We start from the raw sequence: 20,878 nt of genomic DNA on the forward strand, positions 1-20,878 counted from the left end.
CTCCCCGCGTGCGGGGAGAAGGGGGCCTTGACCTTTGCGCACCACCTCCACCCACATCACCAACTCGAAGCTCAGAATTGATGATGAAAACGGCTGCATGGTTCTGGATTGCCTGCATGCAATTGCCTGCCGCCCGCGAGGGAGAGGGTGAGGGGCCGCTTCGGCCAAACCGGAAACGCCCTAGGCCTGCATCTCGTCAAGCGAATCCGCGCCGTCGTGGGTGGATTCGTTCGCGGCGATCTCGGGCCGGCGTCGGCGCTTGGGCCTGGTCTTTGCAGCGCCTCCTGAATTCTTCTGCCTGGCGCGCGTCGAAGTGGGCGGTGCCGCGTCCTGCTTGCCCGCGGGCAGATGAAGCGTGACATGTGGAAACGGGATGCTGATGCCGCGCTCGTCGAAGACCTCCTTGATGATCTCGTTGTAGGCGCGGCCGAGAGCAAACTGCCGGCCGACGACGGTCTTGATGCGGGCGCGCACTATGACGGCGGAATCGGCGAATTCCGTGACCCCATGCATTTCCATGTCGCCGATGATGTCCTCGCCATATTCCGTCTTCTGTAATCTCTCGAAAGCCTCCTGCATGGCGCGTTTCACTTCGGAGATGTTTTCCTGGTAATCCACGCCGATGGCGGCGACGTGGTAGCTGAAGTTTCTCATGAAGTTCGTCACGGAATCGACCGACGAGAACGGAATGAGATGATAGGCGCCGTCGACCGAACGCAGCGACACGGAGCGGATCGTCAGCCGCTCGACGGCTCCCGTGATCCCGCCCACGGTCACCACGTCCCCTTCGTTCATTGCGCTCTCGAACTGGATGAAGGCCCCGTTGATGACGTCCTGCACCAGCTTTTGGGAGCCGAAGCCGACCGCAAGGCCGACGATGCCCGCGCCGGCCAGCAGCGGCGCGATGTTGACCCCCAGCTCGGCCAGGACCAGCAGGAAGACGACGATGCTCAAGGCGATGGTGAACGCATTGCGGAACAGCGCCAGGAGCGTGCGCTCGCGCGGGCTCGGCGCATGGCCGTATGACGGGTTGAGCCGATATTCCACCCATGACTGCACGGCAAGGTGAATGAGGCCGCCGACGAGCAGGACGAAGGCCGCGGCAAGGACCGAGGTGACGACTCTCTGGCCGAACTCGCTGGACAGCCAGCCGATGAAGTCGGCGACCCGCCAGATCTGCGCGGTCGCGAGCACGACGGCGGTCATGATCATGTAGCGGATGACGCGCAGGACGTTGGGAACGAATGCGTTGATGCGTGCCTCGAGCAACGGCAGCCGCGCCTTGATGTCGTCCGGAAGATGCATGCCGCCGGCCGTGAGCCGGACCATGGCCGTGGTCAGCAGCACACCAACGGCGACCGCGACGATCGATTGGACGGTCGCCAGGAGCACGAAGGGAAGGGCTGCCTCGCGATTGGCGAGCCACAACACGAAGATGAGGGTGAGATAGCCGATGGCGACGATGTGCCAGAACGTGGCAATGCTCATCAACAGCCTGATGAACGGCTCCGACTGGCCGCGCTCGGCATAGTGGAGCAGCCGCGCGCGCACGCTTTCCCTGTTTTGAAGGATGATGACCCATGCCATCGCCAGCGTGCAGAACAGCACGAAGACGCGCAGCGCTTCGGCGATGCCGCCCGATACATTCGCCGCCAGAAGCGGGGCGGCGAAAAGGAAGGTGTAGCCGATGACGCTGACGAGGCGGCTCACCCAGAAATACCAATATGCCGCGGTCGTATCGTCGATGCGTCCCAGGCGCAGAACGGGCCATCTTGGCGCGAGGAGAACGCGGGCCATCACCTTGGCGAGCTCGATGAACAGAAAGGCGTTGAGAAACAGCGTCTGGCTGTCTCCTCTCCACCCGGCCCAGCCGAAATAGAGCGCTGGCAGATAGCCCACGGCCCATGCGCCGAGCACCGTCACCGCGTCGGCGCTTGCCGACAGGGCGATGGTGCCGATGCGCCGCAGGAGGCGGCTGCCTTTCGCCGCGCCCGCAAGAACGCGCTGAATGCGCCGGAAGGCGAGGCGCAGCAGGAAATAGGCGATGAACGTGACGGCGACGACCAGAAGGACGCCCTGCACCGAGCGCCAGAGGCGCTGGAGATCGATGGAGGAGGTGCCTGAGAGGACGGCTGTCGCCTGACCGCTGAGGCGCGTGATGAGCCCGATCAGTTCGGTGCCCTGTTCCACCCAGTCGCGGACATAGGAGGCAAGGCCATGCACGGCGATTATCTCCGACGCCGCGGGCGCCTGGTCCGCTTGCCCGCCAGCTGTCGCCGTGCGCAGCTTTTCGATCAATTGCGCACGGGCGGCATCGTCCTCAAGGACGCGAATAAGGACATCGACGTCACCGCTGGCCTGGGAAGGCTCGGAAGCGGTTTGTCCGCTGGCCGAATGAGGAATGACTGATATCGTGACGATCAACAGAAATAAGAAGGCAGCAAGCCGCATATTTCACCTCGTATTTTTCAGAAAACAGCTATTTTTTTAAAAAAAGTTCTTGCTATTGAAATATTCATTCAGGCGATTTGGTCGGAGTCGAGATGAAATGAGATCGTTAATCAAGTAAAGTACTGTATCCAATCGTTGCAAATGCATGCGATCCCGTCGAACGGGATCTTTGTCTCTCGACAGCCGCCGGCCAATGAGCGGACGACGCACAGAGTGCCGGCCACCGCCGCTGTGGGGCGACAGAGCCTTTCGAAGGTGCCGGGGCGGCCATTCGTGGTGAATCATCCGTCCGGGTGACGGCAGCGATAGCCGTGACGGCATCGTTCCCCGCAATTGCTCATCGCGCTGGAGGAGCTGTTCCAGGATGCGCTTTTCTCTATTCTCCTTTCGTTGCATTGTGGTGGCCGTCGATTGCCCTAGAATTAAATTGCGGAGTTAAGAAAGAAGCATTCGGGTTCATTTTCGTCGGGAGGAGAAATGGCGATCTTGTGAGGCCGTTTGCTGAAAACCGGGAGGAAAACGCGTGAAACCCAGAATTGACCGACGAAAATTGCTGATCGGAACGGCGGCTGGTGCCTCTGCTGCGCTGGCCGCGCCGCATATTGCCCGCGCCCAGGCGCAGGGCACGACCTGGAAGATCCAGACCTCGTGGCCTGGCGGCGCCGGGCTGCAGATCTTCAAGGACTGGTGTGCGACCATCGTGGAGAAGACCGGCGGCGAATTGGCTTTCGAGCCGTTCGGCGCGAACGATGTCGTCGGCGACTTTCAGCTCTACGACGCGGTGAAGAACGGTGTGCTGCACGCAGTGAACCCGTTCACGATCTATGTGCAGGGCATCATTCCCGCCGGTGTGTTCCTGAGCTCCTATCCGCTCGGCCTGCGCTACCCGCACGAATGGGACGTGTTTTACTATGGCCTGGGCGGCCTGGAGATGGCCCGCGAGCTTTACGCGGCGCAGGGAATGCATTTTGTCGGCCCGGTTCATCACGGGCCCAACATCATCCATTCGAAGGTGCCGATCCGCTCGATCGACGATTTCCGTGGCCGCAAGATGCGCTTGCCGGGCGGCATGGTGGCGGATGTCTTCAACGAGATCGGTGCCGAGACCACCGTTCTGCCGGGATCGGAAATCTTCCCGGCTCTCGAAAAGGGTACGATCGACGTGGCCGATTATGTCGGGCCGGCGGTCAACCACGCGCTGGGCTTCAGCCAGGTGACGAAATACATCTCGATGGGCCCTCCCGGGTTCATGTCGCTCTATCAGCCGGTCGACCTCATGGACATCACGGTCGGCATGAACGCCTGGAACGCGCTGTCGCCGCAGATGCAGCAGTTCGTGGAGATGGAAACCCATGTCTATTCGGATCTGCACCACGCCGCGATCCAGAAGGCCGACCAGGAAGCCTGGGGCAAGTTCGAGGCCGACGGGGTCGAGGTGACCCGCCTCACCGAGGACGATGTCGAGTTGATGACCGAGGTCGCCGTGCCGATCTGGTTCAAATATGCCAACCGCGACAAGAGCTCGGCGAAGATCTTCAAGACGCAGCTCGACTACATGATGTCCGGCTCTCTTGGCTATGTGGTTCAAGATCAGATCGAGGGCCTCACGCTCGACCTTTGATCGCCTCACCGCGTCTTCGACGGTCTGCGCGGGTGGTCCCGTGCAGACCTCCTCAAACCTTTCCGGCTGACATTCCATGCCTGGTCTTCAATTCACGCTGCCGCACTGGGCCTATTGGCTCGGGCTGATCGTCTTCCCGCTGGTTGCAATGGTGCTCGCCCGCCGGCCGCGCGCCAGGCTGGCTCGGTACTCGCTGCCGCTCGCCTATCTGATCCTCGTCACCGGCGGCATGATCGGCCTGCACAGATTCTATCTGAAGAGCCTGCTCGGCTTCGTCTTCATTCCGATCTTCGGTTTCATCCTCTATGCCAACAGCACCGCCGGTGAAGCCCGCTCGACCTTGTCCGATGCGAACAACATCGTGCGTATCGCCGAGCGCACGATCGCCCGGGAGGAGGCGCGGGTCGCCGCCGCCGAAACCGGTCTGTTGGAGCTGCGTGCCAATGTCGAGACGGCCGAGGAAGGATCCTTCGCCCGACGCAGCGCCGAAAGCCGCCTGGAGCGCGCGCTCGACCGCATCGAATCGGGGCGCACACGGCTGGAGGAAGCGAAGGCGGGGCTGGCGGAGATGCGGCCCGTGGCCGAGCAGATGCGCCAGCGCAGAGCGTTCTGGAGCAGTGCCGCGGGCTACGCCTTCTATCTCATCCTCGCCCTCCTGGCGGTCGAGGCGGTTCTGCTGCCATGGCTCGTGAGGCGCGCCAACCGGAACCTGAAGGCGGAGAGGCCGTCGGAGGCGGAGATGGCCCTGCAGGCGTCGGGGGGCCACGAACAGAAGAACGATGCCGAATACGTCTCCTCGGGATGGACCGGCTGGATCGACCGGCTTTCGCTCTATGCAGGCGAATTCGTAAGCTACTGGGCGGTCATCGCCGTCTTCGTCTACTATTACGAAGTTATCGCCCGCTATGTGTTCAACTCGCCGACGAACTGGGCGCATGAGGGCATGTATCTGATGTTCGGCATGCAGTATCTCGTCGCCGGCGCCTATGCGATGCTGACCGAAAGCCATGTGCGCGTCGACATCTTCTACACGCAGATGTCGCCGCGACGCCGGGCGATCACCGACATCCTCACCTCGATCTTCTTCTTCATCTTCGCCGGCACACTGCTTGTCACCAGCTATATCTTCGCCTTCGACGCGATCGCCGTGCCCAGCGGAAACGGCCTTGTGTCCGATTGGGCGCGCGGGCAGATCGGCCTGTTCGAGATGCTCTCGCGATTGTCGCCGAGCGAGTGGACCAATCCGAACATCCGCTGGGGGGAGATCTCGTTCAACGAGTGGGAAGTGCCGCTGTGGCCGATGAAATGGGTCATGGTGCTCGGCGGGCTGCTCATCGTCCTGCAGGGGATTTCCAAACTGGCGCAGGATGTGCGCATCGTCATCAGGGGGGCCTGACCGTGGGCATCGACATCTCGATTGGATTGCTCACCGTCATCATGTTCGGATCCTTGCTGATCCTGCTCATGGCGGGGCTGCCGCTGGCATTCGTCACAGGCGGGCTGGCGTGCGTGTTCCTGTTCGTGCTTGGCGATGCCAACGCGCTCAACATCGTGCCGAGCCGCATCTTCCCGCTGATGACCAACTACCAGCTGTCGGCCATCCCGCTTTTCATCTTCATGGCGGCGATGCTCGAGCGGGCGGGCATCATCAACGACATGTTCGACGTGATCTACAAGGTGCTTGGGGGCATCAGGGGAGGGCTCGCCTCGGCGACGATCATCGCCTCCACCATACTGGCGGCCATGGTCGGGGTCATCGGCGCCGCCGTTGTCACCATGGGCATCATCGCGCTGCCGGCGATGCTCAAGCGCCACTACAATCCCGAGATCGCCATGGGCTCGATCATGGCCGGCGGCACGCTCGGCATCCTGATCCCGCCATCGATCCTCGCCATCATCTACGCGGTCGTGGCCGAGCAGTCGGTGGGAGAGCTCTTCATCGGCGCCATCTTCCCGGGCCTCCTGTTGTCCGGCCTCTACATCGTCTATGTGACGGTGCGGTCCTACATCAATCCGCTGGTCGGTCCGCCGATCCCGCCTCATGAGCGGGTCTCGACACGCGAGAAGGTTGCGCTCGTCTCCAGGATGGCGGCGCCGATCGCCCTCATCATCGTCGTGCTCGGGGTCATCTTCACCGGCGTGGCAACGCCGGTCGAGGCGGCCGGCATCGGCACGTTCGGCGCTTTCGTCGTCGCCGCCATCCACCGCAAGCTCGACTGGCCGACCGTGCGCGAGGCCTGCCTGACCACGCTCAAGGCTTCGGCGATGGTGATCTGGATCATGTTCGGCGCGACGATCTTCGTCGGGCTCTATGTCCTCGAGGGCGGTCAGCAGTTCGTGCAGGAGCTGTTGCAGGGAGCCGGCCTCGGCCCCTGGGGCATCCTCATCGTCATGCAGATCGTCCTCATCATCCTCGGCATGTTTCTCGACTGGGTGGGCATCCTCTTGCTGTGCGTGCCGATCTTCGTGCCGATCATCAAGGCCCTCGGCGCGGGCGCCTTCGGCCTCGACAATCCCGACGACCTCGTCGTGTGGTTCGGCGTTCTCTACCTCGTCAACATGCAGATGAGCTTTCTGTCGCCGCCTTTCGGCTACGCCCTGTTCTATCTGCGCGGCGTGGCGCCGCCGGACATTCCGATGGCGCGCATCTTCAGGGCGGCAATCCCATTCCTGATGATCCAGACCATCGGCCTCGTGCTGTGCATGCTGTTCCCGCAGATCATCATCTGGCTGCCGCGGCTGGTTTACGGGTAGAACAGGATCAAGCCTTCAGATGCAGGGTCACCAGAACGGTGGCCTCGGCATCGTCGGCAAAATCAGTCGCCAGCCGCAGCCAGTTGCCAAAATTGCTCAACCGGGCGGCAACGACCTCGTCCTGCCGGGTGGGCATGGCGATCTGCGTGCCCTCGGCGAGCCAGTGCATGCCGTCGGGGGAGATTTCAACCCGGGCGACGGGCTGGTCGCCGACCGGCGGCTTCAGCGCCCGGACGAAGATCACGGCTTCGCGCGCCCAGCCGGCCTCGTAGGGCTCGGTGGCGGCGGATCCCGTCCAGCGCTCGTTGCGGGCGAGGATCGCGGTGATGTTTTCGGGCAGCATCAGAAATCCCCCGAGATACAAACGGAATCGACGTAGAGGAAAACGCGCTTGTCCGTGTCCGCCTCGGCAAAGAATGCGAAGTTCAGCATGCACCAGAGGTTTTTCATGGCGGGGATGCGGATGGACTCGAAGCCCGACATGTCGAACACCCGGTCGTTGCATTGGAAGGACAGCGCGCGCATCGACGCCAGGTCGAAATCGAAGCGCAGATAGGTCCAGTTCACCTTGGTCGGAATCTCGTTGTAGCAGAGACGTTGTGCGCCGCCTGGAATGTCTTCCCAGCCATCCGGGGCAAGATGATAGTGGCTGAGGGTCTTGTCGGTGTTGCCCACCGGCTCGAACCTGGTCGTCCGCCGCTTGAACTGCCATTTCTGGACATGCTCGCCGTCGAGCGCGTTGAGAAAGCGAACATGCGGCATGACCCTTTCGGCATCGCCCTCCATATCGCCGCCCTGCAGGTCGAACAGAAAGCCGAATGAGCGGACATCCGTCTCGCTGAGCTTCAATTCCTGCGCCTCCGGCTTGAAGGTGCAGTAGGCCTCGAAGCGGATCGGACCGCGGTGACGGTAGGTCAGCCGCTTGATCGCGACGTTCTGGGCGCCTGCTCTGGGGCGCGTGGCGACCTTCAAGGCATAGGAACTGTCGTAGCCGCCATGCGATCCGGCGTCCCAATGGGCGAGCGTCGACAGCATGGCGCTCGTGTGCTGGGCATAGCCCGGCAGCATCGTGTCGAGATCGTCCTCGTAATTGCCGACTAGCTGCGACCATCCGCAATGGCCGCGGGAGAACCGGTCGTGGCAGATGATGCGCGGAAGCGGATCGAACCGGCTGAGTTTCGGATCGGCGCGCAGCATGGCGATGCGAAGCGCCTCGGCAATGTCGCTTGGGGTGGAATTCTCGGTCAAGGTCATCTCCAGGCCTGTCGATCAGTTGCAGCGAAGGCTGGCCACGGCGTCCCAATCGACCTCGACCCCGAGGCCAGATCCGGTCGGCACGGGAAGCAGGCCGTTCTTCTGCCTGTCGGCCCCCGGGGCGGCTCCTGTGATCGCCGTCTTGAAGGGGCTCGAATCCGTCTCGCATTCCATGGCGTGCAGGTTCGGCATCGCGGCCGCCAGGTGGACGCTCGCCGTCTCGCAGATGATCCCGGACATGCCGATATGCGGTGCGTAGGAGACGTCGTAGGCTGCGGCGAACTCGGCCATGCGGCGGGTCTCGCTGATGCCGCCCGAGCGGGCCACGTCCGGCTGCAGGAAGGAGAGGGTGCGGTTGGAGACAAGGCGCACTGCCTGATCGAGGGAATAGTTGCTTTCTCCGGCTGCAAGCGGAGTGGCGCAGCGGCGGTGCAGTTCCTCGTAACCCTGCTCATCCTCCGGGCGAAGCGGTTCCTCGAACCAGAAATAACCGTTGTCGGTGAGCGCCCGCCCGACCTCGACGGCTTCTTCGAGCGTGTAGGCCCAGTTCGCGTCGACGCACAGTTCGATGTCGTCGCCGGCGCGTTTGCGCATGCGTTCGATGCGCCGGCAGGCATCGCGCACCGGATTGGCGATCTTGATCTTGATGCGCGGAAAGCCCTTATCGAGATAGCGGTCGATCTCCTCGTCCATGAATTCGCCGCTGCCCCAGTTCACCGATGCCGCATAGACAGGCACCTCGGTTCGGCCGACCCCGCCGAGCAGCCGGAATATCGGCATGCCGGCTGCTTTGCCCAGGATGTCCCAGAGCGCGATGTCGACGCCGGCGATCGCTTCGATGAGCATGCCGCCCGAGCGGCCGGACAAGGCGCGGCGCATGGTTCGCCAGTGCTGCGAGATGTCGGCCGGGTTCTGGCCGATGAGACGAGGCTTCAACGAGCCGTCGATCAGCTCGGCATAAGCCTTGGGCGAGAAACGCGCCAGGCATTCTCCTACGCCGATGATGCCGGCGTCGGTGCGCACCTCGACGAGAACGATCGAGACCTCGGTGTATCTCCCCCAGGAGGTGACGGTGGGACGCGGCAGCCGCTGCGTCAGCGGGTGCGCGATGACGTCGGTGATCCGTATATCGGCCTTGGCGGCTGTCTCGTTTGGCAACGACTGTCCTCCCTGCAGCTTCGAAATCCGGGCGAATTTACACGGCAACAAGATTGCTTGGCAACTGATAAACTTAGTTGCTAAGTTTGCGTGAGATATGATACGAGTGGCTGGAAAGGGAGACGACATGATCGACGCGCCTGCCAGGAAGCCGCTTTTCTCCGCTAAGCCGGCGATGCCATCGCGGCTCGCCGATTCCGTATCGGACGCCATAGCCGCGGCGCTTCTCGATGGGCGCATCGAGCCTGGCGAGCCGCTGCCATCGGAAGGCGAGATCGCGCGCGAATTCGGGGTCAGCAAGCCGATCGCGCGCGAAGCGCTGCGCCAGCTCACATCGGCAGGGCTTATCTCGACGCAACAGGGCAAGGTGGCCCGCGCCAAGGCGCTGAATGGCGAGCCGCTGGAAAGAATCTACGGGTATGCCGTGCGCTCCAGCCTCGAAAGACTCCAGGAGGCGAATGAGATGCGCCGCATCGTGGAGACGGGCATTGCGCGGTTGGCCGCGCAGCGGCGCGACAAGACGGGGCTGACGGTGATGGAGCGGGCGCTTACGGACATGCGCCGCGGGCTGGGGGATCCGGCCGCCTTCACCGAGGCCGACATACTCTTTCATCTCGGGATGGCGTCGGCGACGGGAAACTCGATGATCCGCGTGCAGATGGAGGGGCTGCGCTCGGTGCAGCGGGAGGTGTCGGATCTGTTCTCGCGCCGCTCCAACCGCACGGAGGCGGATTGGAACGCCACGATCGACCGTCACCAGGCATTGTTCGAAGCCATTGCCGCCGGCGATGCCGATCGCGCCGAGAAGAGGGTCATCGCGCATTTCGAGGCGGCCGACATCGCTTCCCTCGAAGTGGCAGATGAGTTGGGCACCGGGCGGGAGCGTGGCACGTGAGCGGCCTGTTCTCTCTTGCGGGGCGCAGGGCACTCGTCACGGGCGCCAACGCGGGCATCGGGCGGGCATTGGCCCTCGGGCTCGCCGGGCAGGGCGCCGACCTTGTCCTACATCATCTCGGCGACGTTAAGGGGGCTCAGCGCGTGCGCCGGGAGATCGCCCTGACAGGGCGCGATGCCGTCGTGGTCGAGGCGGATTTCACCGTGGATGGTGAGGCCGTGAGGCTTGCCAAGGAAGCGCGGCGCGATGGGCCCGTCGACATCCTGATCGCCAATGCCGCCATCGAGCGGCGTGCTGATTGGAGAGAGGTGACTGCGCAGTCCGTGGCCGCGCATGTCTCGGTCAATTTCAACGCGCTGCTCGTGCTCGCGCAGGCGCTGGTGCCGGCCATGGCCGAGCGCCGGTGGGGGCGTGTGGTCGCCCTCGGAAGTGTTATGGAGCAACGCCCGCGCGCCGAGACGGTGATCTATGCGGCTCTGAAGTCGGCTCAGCTCACGGCGGTGCGTGCCATCGCCCGGGAGGTCGCGGGCGCCGGCGTGACCATGAACGTGATCGCACCGGGCGCCATCGAAACCGAGGCGAATGCGACACGCTATGCCGACCCGGAGTTCCTGCGCGCGGTGATCGCCAAGATCCCTGCTGGCCGCCCGGGCCGCCCGGAGGATTGCGTGGGTCCCGTGCTGATGTTGTGCGGGGAGGCCGGTGCCTATGTCACGGGAGCCAGCATCCCGGTGGATGGCGGCTGGACGATCGGCGATGCGCCGGGCAGGCCGCCGGAGATCGCGGCATGAAACGACCGCCCGATATCGACGTCGTCTGCCCGTTGCGGCACCGGATCGGCGAGAGTCCTCTATGGGAGGCGCAGACGCGATGCTTGTGGTGGGTGGATGTCGGCGACAATCTCGTCCGCAGACTGAATGTCGCAAGCGGTGCGCTGCGAAGCTTTGCCCTTCAGGAAGCGCCGGCTGCCCTGGCGCTCGCCGCGGACGGTGGGTTGATCGTTGCCGCCGGGACTGTCTGGTACAGACTCGACAGCGAGACCGGAACCCTGCGTGAAGTGGCGCGGCTGGAAGGCCTGCAGGACGGGATGCGCCTCAATGACGGCGTCGTCGACGGGACCGGTCGCTTCTGGACGGGAACGATGAGCACTGCTCGCGAGCGGCCACCGGTCGGGAGGCTTTATCGGCTGGAGGCAAACCGGCCGGTCGAGGTTCTTGGCGGGCTGCGCACCCAGAACGGCGCTGCCGTGTCGCCGGACGGACGGACCTTCTATCTCGCCGACAGTCACTCGTCGGTCGCAACGATCTGGGCATTCGATCTCGACCCTCCGTCGGGAACGCTGTCCAATCGCCGGGTCTTCCATCGCCCTGAGCGCGGCAGGCCCGATGGCGCGGCGGTCGATGCCGAGGGTTGCTACTGGTTTGCCGCGGTCGACGGCGGTGAGATCGTTCGGCTCGATCCGGATGGGGACGTTGTGCGGACGATCGAACTGCCCGTGTCGCGTCCGACGAAACCGGCTTTCGGCGGGTCGGATCTTTCCACCCTCTACGTCACGACGATGAGTGCAGGACTGGACGAGGAGACGCTGGCGGCGGAACCGCTTGCCGGATTGGTCCTGGCCCTCGACCCGGGCGTTCGCGGCTTTCCGCAGCCGCGCATGATGGAGGCGTCCGCTCCGGCGGATGCATGAGGAAACTGGCTGGTGATGCAGGGAGGCATCTATGAGAGCTGCAAAGACAAGACTGACGGTATCCCTATTGGCACTGTGCCTCGCGTCGGGCCCGGCGCTGGCGGAAAATCTGCGCTTCACGGTGTGGACTGGCAATGAAGCGCATCTGAAGATGTTGAACGGCATCGCCGAAGGGTTCGAGGCCGCGCACGAGGGGACGCAGGTCACGTTCGAGACGATCCCGGCGGGCGACTACGTTCAAAAACTGACGTTCCAGCTCGCCGGCGGCAATCCGCCGGATCTGGGCTGGATGTTCGAAGATTCCATGCCGGCCTTCGTGGCGGCCAAAGCCGTCGAGCCGCTGACCGACGTGCTCGAGAACACCGAGGGCTATGATCTGGCCGATTTCTCCGAGCCCGCCATGGGGTTGTGGAAGAAGGACGACGAGATCTACGGCGTGCCGTTCTCGACCTCGCCGTTCATGATCTTCTACAACAAGGACATGTTCGACGCGGCGGGTCTCGAAGATCCCCTGACGCTTGCCGAGAAGGGCGAGTGGAACATGACCAAGTTCCGCGAGGTGGCGAAAGCGCTCACCAGGTCCGGGGAGCGGGTCTGGGGCTTCGAGTTCAAGGACGGGCAAGGCTACGACACCCGCATCATGCATGCGGTGATGCCCCCGATCCGGGCCTATGGCGGCGATGCCTGGGCGAACGGCGCGTGCGGCTTCGACCAGCCGGAGGCCGTCGAGGCGATTAAAACGCTGCACGGGATGGTGTTCGAGGACAAGTCGATCGTGCCGCCGGGCGAGCAGGGCGACTATTTCTCGGGTTCGTCGGCGATGACCATCAATCAGATATCCCGTGCCTCGAAGATGCCGGAGGCGGGCTTTGCATGGGGCGTGGCGCCGCTTCCCTCGGGGCCGGCGGGCGAAGCGCCGGTGATCGGGCAGGCGGGGCTGGTCGTGTTCGCCAAGTCCGACCAGAAGGAACTCGCCAAGGAGTTCGTCGCCTGGATGACGAACAAGGAGAACGTGGCGGTGATGGCGCAGTTCTTCCCGCCGGCGCGCGCTTCTGTGCTCGACAGCGATGCCTTCACCGACGCCAACTCGCTGATCCCCGCTGAGCAGATGAAGAACGTCGCCGCCGCCATCAAGAACGGCAAGGTGCTTCCGAGCCACCAACGCGCGCCACAGATTCTGGCGGCCCAGAAGCCGAAATTCGATGCCCTGTGGCGCGCCGATGCGGACGTGGAGGCTTCGATCCAGGCGATCTGCGCCGCGATCAAACCACAGCTCTGAGCGGGTAGCAGACGTGACGACGGCACCGGACACTCGAACCATGGCGCGCGCCGGTCGCGCGCCATGGCTGACCCTGCAGCGGCGCGAAGCCATCGAAGCCTGGCTTTTCGTCAGCCCGACGCTGATCGGCTTCCTGATATTCTTCCTGGGACCGCTGATCGCCGTCGTGTTCTACTCGGTGTCCGAGTGGAACCTGCTGTCGGGGGAGCAGGTGTTCGTCGGGATGGCCAATTACCACGACGCGCTGCGCGAGAATCCCGACTTCTGGCACGTCATCCGCAACTCGGTCATCTTCGCGATCGGGCTGGTGCCCTTGAACATGGCCCTCGCCCTCACGCTGGCGTTGGCTCTCTCACGCCCGTTTCGCGGGGTGGTGTTCTTCCGCACGGTGTTCTTCGCACCGGTGGTCACGTCGGCGGTCGCCTGGGCGATCGTCTGGAAGTTCCTCCTGCAGGGTGAGGGCGGCACGGTCAACGCGCTCCTGGGTTATGTGGGCATCGATGGGCCGAACTGGCTGCGCGAGCCGGATTGGGCGATGGCGGCCGTGATCGTGACCAGGGTGATCAAGATGGTCGGGCTCAACATGATCCTCTACATCGCGGCCCTGCAGGCGATCCCGCGCGACTATGAGGAAGCCGCGCGGCTCGAGGGCGCGTCCGGCTGGCAGATCTTCCGCATGGTGACCTGGCCGCTGCTCGCCCCGGCCACGCTCATCATCATGGTCATCACCACGATCGGCTCGTTCAAGGTCTTCGACCACATCTATCTGATGACGGGCGGGGGGCCCGAAAACGGAACGCTCGTGCTCGCCTACTACATCTACGAACAGGCCTTCGAGTTCTTCAACGTCGGCTATGCCTCGGCGCTGGCGATGATCATGTTCGTCATCGTCCTGGCCCTGACGATTGTCCAGTTGATCCTGCGGCAGAAGGGGGCGGCATGACGCAGCGTGGGCTCGAGCGACTGAAACGCGCGATGTGGACCCTCTCGCTGTCCGTGCTCGCGATCCCCTTTGTCTTTCCGTTCCTGTGGATGGTGTCGTCCGGCTTCAAGAGCGCGACCGAGATCTTCGGTCAGCCGACGCTGATCCCGCGTGTCTGGCGTTGGACCAACTTCGTCGAGGTGTTTCAATACCAGCCTTTCGCGCAGCAGTATTTCAACTCGCTCTACATCGCCTGCCTGGTGACGGTGATCACGCTCGTGCTGTCGTCGCTGGCGGGCTACGCGCTTGCCCGGATGCGGTTCGCCGGAGCGGGCCTGTTGATGCTGTTTCTCGTCTCGGCGCTGATGGTGCCGGAGGAGGTGACGATCATCCCGAATTTCTTCCTGATGCGGTGGCTCGGCCTGATGGACACACATGGGCCGCTCGTTCTGCTGCCCGTCTTCGGCCCGCATGGCGTGATGGCGACATTCCTCATGCGCCAGTATTTCGTTGCGCTGCCGAAGGAACTGGAGGAAGCCGGCAAGATGGATGGCCTGTCGCGCATCGGCATCTGGTGGCGGATCGCCCTGCCGATGTCGCGCCCGGCCTTGGCGGCCGTCGCCATCATCACCTTCCTCTTCTCCTGGAACCTGTTCCTCGAGCCGCTGGTGTTCGTGTCCAGCCTCGAAAAATTCACCCTGCCGCTGGCGTTGTCCAATTTCACCGATGCGTATGGATTGCCGCTCTGGCATCTGCAGCTTGCCGCCACATCGCTGGCGGTGGTGCCGATCCTGATCGTCTACCTGATCGCACAGCGGCAGATCATCGAAAGCTTCGCGATGTCGGGCGTGAAGGGTTAACCCCCGGCGAGAGACAAGACAGCCCATGACCAGCCTGAGTTTGAAGAATCTGCGCAAGTCCTTCGGTACGGCAGAGATCATCAAGGGGATCGACCTCGATATCGCGGACGGCGAGTTCGTGGCGTTCGTCGGCCCCTCCGGGTGCGGCAAGTCGACCCTGCTGCGCCTGATCTCCGGCCTCGAATACATCACCGCCGGGGATCTGTTCATCGGCGAACGGCGGATGAACGATGTGCAGGCATCGCGTCGCGGCGTCGCGATGGTGTTCCAGAGCTACGCGCTCTATCCGCATCTGACGGTTCAAGAGAACATGGGCTTCGGCCTGAAGGTGCGCAAGGTTCCTGCCGCGGAGCGTGAGGCCCGCGTGCGCGAGGCGGCCGGTACGCTGAAGCTCGAGGGGTTGCTCGACCGCTACCCGCGCCAATTGTCGGGCGGCCAGCGTCAGCGCGTCGCCATCGGCAGGGCGATCGTGGCCGATCCGGATGTCTTCCTGTTCGACGAGCCGCTCTCCAATCTCGACGCGGAGCTGCGCGTTCACATGCGCTCGGAGATCGCCGCGCTGCATGCCAGGCTCGGCAGCACGATGATCTATGTCACCCACGATCAGATCGAGGCGATGACGCTGGCCGATCGCATCGTCGTGCTGCGCGACGGCGTCATCGAGCAGGTCGGCACGCCGAGGGAGCTCTACACCCGCCCGGCCAAGCTGTTCGTGGCACAATTCATCGGCAGCCCGCGCATGAACGTCCTGCCGGTCGAACGGGTGGCGCAAGGCTTGCCGGCCGGAGTGCCAGCGGGTGCGAGCCAGGTCGGCATGCGGCCGGAGCATCTGCGCCTTGTCGCTCCCGAGGCAGGCATGCTCGGCGGCAAGATCACGGTCAGCGAGTATACGGGCGCGGCTTCGATGCTGCATGTGGCGCTCGATCACGGAGAGACGGTTCTCGTCGTCAACAACGACGAAGGCCCCCGCCCCGGGGAGCGCATCGGCCTGACGATCGACCCCCGGGACCTGCATTTCTTCGACGATGCGGGGGATCGCCGATCCTTCGACTGATGGGCAGCCAAGCGGCCGCCTCCGCCGGTTGCCGAGGGAGGCTAGAAGTCGAAAAGCGCGGCCGGATTGTCCACGAGAACCTTCGTGCGATGGTCTTCCGGCACCCAGCCGAGCACGGTGTCGAGGAGCGCCGCGTCGTTCGGATAGTCCTGCGTTCGCCGGGCGAGATTGTGCGGCCAGTTGGTGCCCCAGATGATCCGCTCCGGAGCGTCAGCGGCCATCTGGCGCGCGACGGCGGCGATGTCCTCGTAATGCGGCGGGCCGGAGCGGGACGATTCGTAGCAGCCGGCGAATTTGAACCAGCAATTGCCGCGCCCGATCAGACGCCGGAGCGCGTCGACCTGGGCAGATTGCGGTGAGATGCCGGAGAAGAATTTGCCGTGGTGGTCGATGATGTAGCGGCTCTTCAAGCGCTCGAGCCGGGTAACGTGCTCGAGCAGATGCGTGCCGTCGAACTGCACCGCCAGGCACCAGCCGAAGGCGCTGGCGCGCGCATCCACCGCTTCGAGCGCTTCCAGCCCCACCGCGCCGCCGGGCAGGTCCATGATGCGTGCGCCGCGCACGCCGGCGGCATGCAGCGCTTCCATTTCGGCGTCGGTGGTTTCGTCGGTTATGGCGGCGACGCCGCGTGCCGCCTCTCCCATGGCGCCAAGGCAGGCGAGGAGGTTTGCGTTGTCAATCTGATGGGCGTTGCCCTGGGTGATGACGACGCGCTCTATGCCGAGCCATGCCATCACCTTGCGGTAGTCGTCCGGCCCCGGCAGTCCCTCGGGAAGCGGCGGGCCGCCCGGCCGGGCCGGAAAGCCCGGCAGATACATGTGCATCTGCGTGTCGATGGCGCCGGCCGGCAGGGCGATGTCCGGCCTTTCGCCGGAGAAGGTTCGCTCGATCATGTCAAACCTCCTGCAAGGCGAATTCCTCGAGCGCCACCCGCTCGATCTCGATGCCGAGGCCGGGGCCGTCGGGGATGCGCACCAGTCCTGCCTGATGCTCCAGGGGCGATTTCACCACCGCCTGGCGGAACGGATTGTGCGTGCGGTCGAATTCGAGGATGGGCTCGATCGGCTCGGGGCGGGGCGGATTGGGCGCCAGCGCCGCCATGAATTGCAGGCTGGCGGCGATCTGCACCGCCGTGCCCCACACATGCGGCACGAGGCGCACGCCGTGCATTGCGGCGAGATCGGCGATGCGGCGCATCTCGGTGAAGCCGCCCGCTCCGCAGATGTCCGGCTGGATGATGTCGACGCACCGTGTCTCGATGGGCTCCAGCATGCCGTAGCGGCCGTGCCAGGTCTCGCCCCCGGCCACCGGGATGGGCTGCCCGGCGCGCACGGCGCGATAGGCGCCAAGCTGCTCGGGCAGCACCGGCTCCTCGAACCAGTCGATCCCATACTGCGCGGCGCTCTTGCCCAGTTGAACGGCTTCGAGGACGTCGTAGCCGTGATTGGCGTCGATCATCAGCCGCATGTCGGGGCCGATCGCGCCGCGCACCGCCTCGATGACCGCCAAATCCTCCTCGACGCCGAAGCCGATCTTCACCTTGACCGCGTGGAAACCCTCCTGCCGGTAGCCGGCCACCTCCTTGGCGACGCTGTCGACGCGATCCTCACCGTCGATGCGGAAGGAGCCGGTGGCATAGGCGCGAACGCTGTCGCGGAAGCGGCCGCCGAGCAGCGTGGAGATCGGGACACCGAAATGCTTGCCCTTGATGTCCCACAGCGCGATGTCGATGCCGGAAAGGGCCGTGACGGCCAGCCCGCGCTGGCCCTGGTCGCGGAGGAGATTATAGAGCTCCAGCCAGATCTTCTCGGTCTCCAGCGGATCACGGCCGATGAGCGCGCGTGCATAGGCCTTGACGACGGCGGCGTTGGGCAGGGCCGGACCGAGGCACTCGCCCCAGCCGGTCGTTCCGTCGTCGCAGACGATCTCGACGAGCAGGTGCTGGCGTCTGTCGAAGCGCATAGAGGCGCTCTCGAAGGCCCGGTCCAGCCTGTGCTCGAGCAGGTGCGTGTGGAGTTCTGTGATCTTCATGTCCGGTAGGGCGCTACGAGAGCCTCGAGCATGCCCGCCTCCTCCTCCGTCAGGTCTGTCAGCGGCGCGCGGACCGGGCCGGCGTCAAAGCCGACGATCCGGACGCCGGCCTTGATGGCCGAAACTGCATATCCCGTGCCACGGTCGCGGATTTTCATGAAGGGATAGAAGAAATCGTTGAGGATGCGAAGCGTCACGTCGCTGCGGCCGGCGCGCAATGCTGCATAAAACTCCTGCGCCAGCGCCGGCACGAAATTGAACACCGCCGACGAATAGGTGGAAAAGCCCGCGCCGAGATAGGCTTCGGCAAACAGCTCCGCCGTCGGCATGCCGCCCAGATAGGTGAGCCGGTCGCCGAGCTTGGCGGTGACTTCGCGGACAAGCCCGATGTCGCCGGACCCGTCCTTGAACCCGACGAGATTGGGGCAGGCCTCGCACAGGCGTGCCAGCGTGTCGGGCTTGAGGATCGAGTTGTTGCGGTTGTAGACCATGACGCCGATGGAAACGGCGTCGCAAACGGTCTTCACATGCCGGTAGAGCCCTTCCTGGCTGGCTTCCATCAGATAATGCGGCAGAAGCAGGATGCCGTCGGCGCCGGCTTCCTCCGCGGCTCTGGCGATGCTCACCGCCATGCGCGTTCCGTAGCCGCAGCCTGACACGATGGGCGTCTGTCCGGCTGCCTGCTTCGCGGCCCGGACGACAGCCGGAACCTCCTCCGGCGTCAGCGAGAAGAATTCGCCGGTTCCGCCGGCGGCGAACAGGACGCTCGCCTTGAAGCCTGAAAGCCAGGCGACATGCTCCTGATAGGGGCGTCTGTTGAAGTCGCCATTCGCATCGAAGGCGGTGACGGGAAAAGACAATAGGCCGGCGCCGAGCGCCGATTTCAGTTGAACGGGATCCATGATCTCAGGGTTCCTCCAGGCGGGCATTCGGTGAGATCATACGAGTTATCATACATCTGTCAATACATGTATGATGTCTATGGAGACTACGGTCTCAGCCGCGCCCGGTAACGATGCTGGCTGCCGATGAGATGCGTGCGCACTGCCTCCCGCGCCGCCGCCTCGTCGCGGGCGGATATGGCTTCGGCGATATGCCTGTGCTCTTCCTGGATCTTCAGCAGATAGTCCCTGGGGGTTGCCGTGTCGCTGTCCGGCTGCAGCACTGTGCGCGGTATGGCGTTCTTGCCGAGAAGCTCGAGGAATTCGCGGAAGCGCGGGTTATTGGTGGCGTCGGCGATCGCCAGGTGAAACGCCATGTCCGCGTCGCGGGTCGGCTTGCCGGCTGCGATCAGCGCGTCGATGTCGTCGTAGCGTTCCAGGATCATCTCTTCCTGTGCGGGAGAGCGCCGCGCGGCGGCCAGTGCCGCGGCCTCCATCTCCACGGCGGCGCGCAGTTCGAGAATCTCGATGATGGAGGAGATCCGCGCCGTATCCGGCTGCGGGAAGGGCGAGCCGCCGGACGGCTGGTTGTTGCGGACGAAGACGCCGGCGCCCTGGCGGGCCTCGACCATGTTCTCGTAGCGAAGGGCGGCGATCGCTTCGCGCACGACGGTGCGGCTGACGTCGTACTGGCGTGTCAGTTCGGCTTCGCTCGGCAGCTTGTCGCCGACGCTCAATTCGCCTTCGACGATCCTGCGCCGCAGATCGTCACTGACCGTGCCGACGAGACTGACGCGTCCTTTCGCCGGGCGCCTCTCGCGCGGATGTCCGAGCGCTTCACCAGCCATTCCAAGCTCCCTTGATGCCCCGCATCTTTGCGTGGCGCCGGCGGTGGATGTCAATCCGGGGCGCCTTCTCTCCAGAGAGTTATCTTATCAATGTTGACGCGGCAGCAGAAGACATATTATAAAAAATGGAGGATGTATGATAACTGTCCTATGGGAGGAATGACATGAAAGCGAAAACGACGATCGGCGTCACTGCCCTGGCAGGTGCTGCCCTTCTGGCCTGTGCGGGGACGGCCTTGGCCGTCGACTGGCGAGGCTGGAACATCCATCCGGAGGGCTATCCCAACACCATCGCGATGAAGCAGTTCGCAGACGAGGTGACGGAGAAGATGGAGGGACGTGTCACTGCCACCGTCTATGACAGCGCCGTGCTCGGTGATCAGCCGGATGCGATCGAGCAGACGCGCAACGGCGCGCTTGATTTCGCCAATTTCAACATGGGGCCGATGGGCCCGATCATCCCGGTCACCAACGTCTTGTCGCTGCCCTTCCTGTTCAAGGATGCGCAGCACATGTACCGCGTCATGGACGGCGAGATCGGCGCCCGGCTCTCCGAGGGGATGGAGGAATACGGCCTGGTGTCGCTCGCCTGGTACGATTCCGGCTCGCGCAGCTTCTACAACGCCAAGCACCCGATCGCCAAACCGGAAGACGTGAAGGGCCTCAAGATCCGCGTCATGAACAACGACCTTTATGTGGGCATGGTCGGCGAGCTCGGCGGTAACGCCACACCCATGGCCTTCGGCGAGGTCTATCAGTCGCTGAAGACCGGCGTCATCGACGGGGCGGAGAACAACTATGCCTCCTTCGATTCGACCGGTCACTACGAGGTGGCCCGCTATTATTCGATCACCGACCACCTGATCATTCCCGAATGCGTCTGCATCGCCAAATCGAGTTGGGACGCCCTGTCGCCGGAGGATCAGGAGATCGTCCGCCAGGCGGCGGTCCGGTCCGCCGAGACGCAGCGCAAGCTGTTCACCGAGCAGGTCATGGCGAGCCACAAGAAGGTCGAGGAAGCCGGCGTGACGATCAACGAGGTGGACGACAAGGCCGCATTCCAGGAAGCGATGGAGCCGGTTTACGCCAAGTTCATCGCGGAGAACCCGAACCTCGAGCCGCTGATCAAGGCGATCAGGGAAACCGAATAGGGCGAGAGCACCGCCGGCGCCTCCAGGCG

General features: G+C 64.0%; 20 protein-coding genes. 12 read left to right on the plus strand and 8 right to left on the minus strand.

From position 1 onward, the window contains the following. Positions 1 to 180: 180 nt before the first annotated feature. Positions 181 to 2,223: a mechanosensitive ion channel domain-containing protein gene (locus NUU27_RS20085; RefSeq protein WP_257763982.1), complete on the minus strand. Its 2,043-nt coding sequence runs from the start codon at positions 2,221 to 2,223 to the stop codon at positions 181 to 183. Between NUU27_RS20085 and NUU27_RS20090 the strand changes: the two genes are divergently transcribed. From NUU27_RS20090 to NUU27_RS20105, 4 genes are all read left to right on the plus strand, one after another. Then, positions 2,218 to 2,409, plus strand: a complete 192-nt coding sequence (locus NUU27_RS20090; RefSeq protein WP_257763983.1) for a hypothetical protein — start codon at positions 2,218 to 2,220, stop codon at positions 2,407 to 2,409. The genes NUU27_RS20085 and NUU27_RS20090 overlap by 6 nt on opposite strands. Positions 2,410 to 2,974: 565 nt before the next feature. Further along, positions 2,975 to 4,072, plus strand: a complete 1,098-nt coding sequence (gene dctP / locus NUU27_RS20095; RefSeq protein ID WP_257763984.1) for a TRAP transporter substrate-binding protein DctP — start codon at positions 2,975 to 2,977, stop codon at positions 4,070 to 4,072. Positions 4,073 to 4,148: 76 nt separating this feature from the next. Beyond that, the gene (locus NUU27_RS20100; RefSeq protein ID WP_257763985.1) at positions 4,149 to 5,468 is read left to right on the plus strand and encodes a TRAP transporter small permease subunit; all 1,320 of its coding nucleotides are present in this window, start codon (positions 4,149 to 4,151) and stop codon (positions 5,466 to 5,468) included. A 2-nt stretch (positions 5,469 to 5,470) separates the two neighbouring features. After that, positions 5,471 to 6,826, plus strand: coding sequence for a TRAP transporter large permease subunit (locus NUU27_RS20105; RefSeq protein ID WP_257763986.1), 1,356 nt, complete (start codon positions 5,471 to 5,473; stop codon positions 6,824 to 6,826). Positions 6,827 to 6,833: 7 nt separating this feature from the next. Here the strand turns inward: NUU27_RS20105 and NUU27_RS20110 are convergent, their stop codons facing one another. From NUU27_RS20110 to NUU27_RS20120, 3 genes are all read right to left on the minus strand, one after another. Beyond that, positions 6,834 to 7,169, minus strand: coding sequence for a hypothetical protein (locus tag NUU27_RS20110; RefSeq protein ID WP_257763987.1), 336 nt, complete (start codon positions 7,167 to 7,169; stop codon positions 6,834 to 6,836). Next, complete coding sequence (locus NUU27_RS20115) at positions 7,169 to 8,023, minus strand: DUF6772 family protein (protein ID WP_374567711.1); 855 nt, start codon at positions 8,021 to 8,023, stop codon at positions 7,169 to 7,171. Before NUU27_RS20115 ends, NUU27_RS20110 begins: the two co-directional genes overlap by 1 nt. Before the next feature lie 72 nt (positions 8,024 to 8,095). Beyond that, complete coding sequence (locus tag NUU27_RS20120) at positions 8,096 to 9,238, minus strand: mandelate racemase/muconate lactonizing enzyme family protein (protein ID WP_257763989.1); 1,143 nt, start codon at positions 9,236 to 9,238, stop codon at positions 8,096 to 8,098. Positions 9,239 to 9,365: 127 nt separating this feature from the next. Here NUU27_RS20120 and NUU27_RS20125 point away from each other — a divergent pair, with 127 nt between their 5' ends. The 7 genes from NUU27_RS20125 to NUU27_RS20155 are packed head-to-tail and all read left to right on the plus strand — an operon-like array spanning position 9,366 to position 15,938. After that, positions 9,366 to 10,133, plus strand: a complete 768-nt coding sequence (locus tag NUU27_RS20125) for a FadR/GntR family transcriptional regulator (protein WP_257763990.1) — start codon at positions 9,366 to 9,368, stop codon at positions 10,131 to 10,133. Beyond that, positions 10,130 to 10,924: an SDR family NAD(P)-dependent oxidoreductase gene (locus tag NUU27_RS20130; protein ID WP_257763992.1), complete on the plus strand. Its 795-nt coding sequence runs from the start codon at positions 10,130 to 10,132 to the stop codon at positions 10,922 to 10,924. The genes NUU27_RS20125 and NUU27_RS20130 overlap by 4 nt, the downstream gene beginning before the upstream one ends. After that, positions 10,921 to 11,823 carry an SMP-30/gluconolactonase/LRE family protein gene (locus NUU27_RS20135; RefSeq protein ID WP_257763993.1) on the plus strand — a complete coding sequence of 301 codons (903 nt, stop codon included), beginning with the start codon at positions 10,921 to 10,923 and terminating at the stop codon, positions 11,821 to 11,823. Before NUU27_RS20130 ends, NUU27_RS20135 begins: the two co-directional genes overlap by 4 nt. Before the next feature lie 31 nt (positions 11,824 to 11,854). Then, positions 11,855 to 13,102, plus strand: coding sequence for a sugar ABC transporter substrate-binding protein (locus NUU27_RS20140; RefSeq protein WP_257763994.1), 1,248 nt, complete (start codon positions 11,855 to 11,857; stop codon positions 13,100 to 13,102). A gap of 40 nt (positions 13,103 to 13,142) precedes the next feature. Further along, entirely contained in the window at positions 13,143 to 14,045 is a 903-nt protein-coding gene (locus NUU27_RS20145; RefSeq protein ID WP_257763995.1) for a carbohydrate ABC transporter permease, read from the plus strand. After that, positions 14,042 to 14,884 carry a carbohydrate ABC transporter permease gene (locus tag NUU27_RS20150; protein WP_257763997.1) on the plus strand — a complete coding sequence of 281 codons (843 nt, stop codon included), beginning with the start codon at positions 14,042 to 14,044 and terminating at the stop codon, positions 14,882 to 14,884. Before NUU27_RS20145 ends, NUU27_RS20150 begins: the two co-directional genes overlap by 4 nt. A 25-nt stretch (positions 14,885 to 14,909) precedes the next feature. Then, the gene (locus NUU27_RS20155) at positions 14,910 to 15,938 is read left to right on the plus strand and encodes an ABC transporter ATP-binding protein (RefSeq protein ID WP_257763998.1); all 1,029 of its coding nucleotides are present in this window, start codon (positions 14,910 to 14,912) and stop codon (positions 15,936 to 15,938) included. A 41-nt stretch (positions 15,939 to 15,979) separates the two neighbouring features. Here the strand turns inward: NUU27_RS20155 and NUU27_RS20160 are convergent, their stop codons facing one another. The 4 genes from NUU27_RS20160 to NUU27_RS20175 form a co-directional block, all read right to left on the minus strand. Next, complete coding sequence (locus tag NUU27_RS20160; RefSeq protein ID WP_257764000.1) at positions 15,980 to 16,831, minus strand: amidohydrolase family protein; 852 nt, start codon at positions 16,829 to 16,831, stop codon at positions 15,980 to 15,982. A 1-nt stretch (position 16,832) separates the two neighbouring features. Beyond that, positions 16,833 to 17,969 (minus strand): mandelate racemase/muconate lactonizing enzyme family protein, encoded by a 1,137-nt coding sequence (locus NUU27_RS20165; protein WP_257764002.1) that lies wholly within the window; start codon positions 17,967 to 17,969, stop codon positions 16,833 to 16,835. Next, entirely contained in the window at positions 17,966 to 18,871 is a 906-nt protein-coding gene (kdgD, locus tag NUU27_RS20170; protein ID WP_257764003.1) for a 5-dehydro-4-deoxyglucarate dehydratase, read from the minus strand. Before kdgD ends, NUU27_RS20165 begins: the two co-directional genes overlap by 4 nt. Before the next feature lie 86 nt (positions 18,872 to 18,957). Next, complete coding sequence (locus NUU27_RS20175) at positions 18,958 to 19,698, minus strand: FadR/GntR family transcriptional regulator (protein WP_257764005.1); 741 nt, start codon at positions 19,696 to 19,698, stop codon at positions 18,958 to 18,960. Positions 19,699 to 19,862: 164 nt separating this feature from the next. Between NUU27_RS20175 and NUU27_RS20180 the strand changes: the two genes are divergently transcribed. Continuing rightward, complete coding sequence (locus tag NUU27_RS20180) at positions 19,863 to 20,849, plus strand: TRAP transporter substrate-binding protein (protein ID WP_257764006.1); 987 nt, start codon at positions 19,863 to 19,865, stop codon at positions 20,847 to 20,849. Positions 20,850 to 20,878 lie beyond the last annotated feature (29 nt).

Source organism: Nitratireductor sp. ZSWI3 (assembly GCF_024655565.1).
GTDB lineage: Bacteria > Pseudomonadota > Alphaproteobacteria > Rhizobiales > Rhizobiaceae > Nitratireductor.

What these genes read in the sequence shown, in the direction of transcription:
- NUU27_RS20140 (WP_257763994.1), top strand. Translation starts at nt 11,855, where the DNA reads ATGAGAGCTGCAAAGACAAGACTGACGGTATCCCTATTGGCACTGTGC.
- NUU27_RS20125 (WP_257763990.1), top strand. Translation starts at nt 9,366, where the DNA reads ATGATCGACGCGCCTGCCAGGAAGCCGCTTTTCTCCGCTAAGCCGGCG.
- NUU27_RS20090 (WP_257763983.1), top strand. Translation starts at nt 2,218, where the DNA reads ATGCACGGCGATTATCTCCGACGCCGCGGGCGCCTGGTCCGCTTGCCC.
- NUU27_RS20100 (WP_257763985.1), top strand. Translation starts at nt 4,149, where the DNA reads ATGCCTGGTCTTCAATTCACGCTGCCGCACTGGGCCTATTGGCTCGGG.
- NUU27_RS20175 (WP_257764005.1), bottom strand. Translation starts at nt 19,698, where the DNA reads ATGGCTGGTGAAGCGCTCGGACATCCGCGCGAGAGGCGCCCGGCGAAA.
- NUU27_RS20155 (WP_257763998.1), top strand. Translation starts at nt 14,910, where the DNA reads ATGACCAGCCTGAGTTTGAAGAATCTGCGCAAGTCCTTCGGTACGGCA.
- NUU27_RS20165 (WP_257764002.1), bottom strand. Translation starts at nt 17,969, where the DNA reads ATGAAGATCACAGAACTCCACACGCACCTGCTCGAGCACAGGCTGGAC.
- NUU27_RS20180 (WP_257764006.1), top strand. Translation starts at nt 19,863, where the DNA reads ATGAAAGCGAAAACGACGATCGGCGTCACTGCCCTGGCAGGTGCTGCC.
- NUU27_RS20110 (WP_257763987.1), bottom strand. Translation starts at nt 7,169, where the DNA reads ATGCTGCCCGAAAACATCACCGCGATCCTCGCCCGCAACGAGCGCTGG.
- kdgD (WP_257764003.1), bottom strand. Translation starts at nt 18,871, where the DNA reads ATGGATCCCGTTCAACTGAAATCGGCGCTCGGCGCCGGCCTATTGTCT.
- NUU27_RS20145 (WP_257763995.1), top strand. Translation starts at nt 13,143, where the DNA reads ATGGCGCGCGCCGGTCGCGCGCCATGGCTGACCCTGCAGCGGCGCGAA.
- NUU27_RS20160 (WP_257764000.1), bottom strand. Translation starts at nt 16,831, where the DNA reads ATGATCGAGCGAACCTTCTCCGGCGAAAGGCCGGACATCGCCCTGCCG.
- NUU27_RS20150 (WP_257763997.1), top strand. Translation starts at nt 14,042, where the DNA reads ATGACGCAGCGTGGGCTCGAGCGACTGAAACGCGCGATGTGGACCCTC.
- NUU27_RS20115 (WP_374567711.1), bottom strand. Translation starts at nt 8,023, where the DNA reads ATGCTGCGCGCCGATCCGAAACTCAGCCGGTTCGATCCGCTTCCGCGC.
- NUU27_RS20135 (WP_257763993.1), top strand. Translation starts at nt 10,921, where the DNA reads ATGAAACGACCGCCCGATATCGACGTCGTCTGCCCGTTGCGGCACCGG.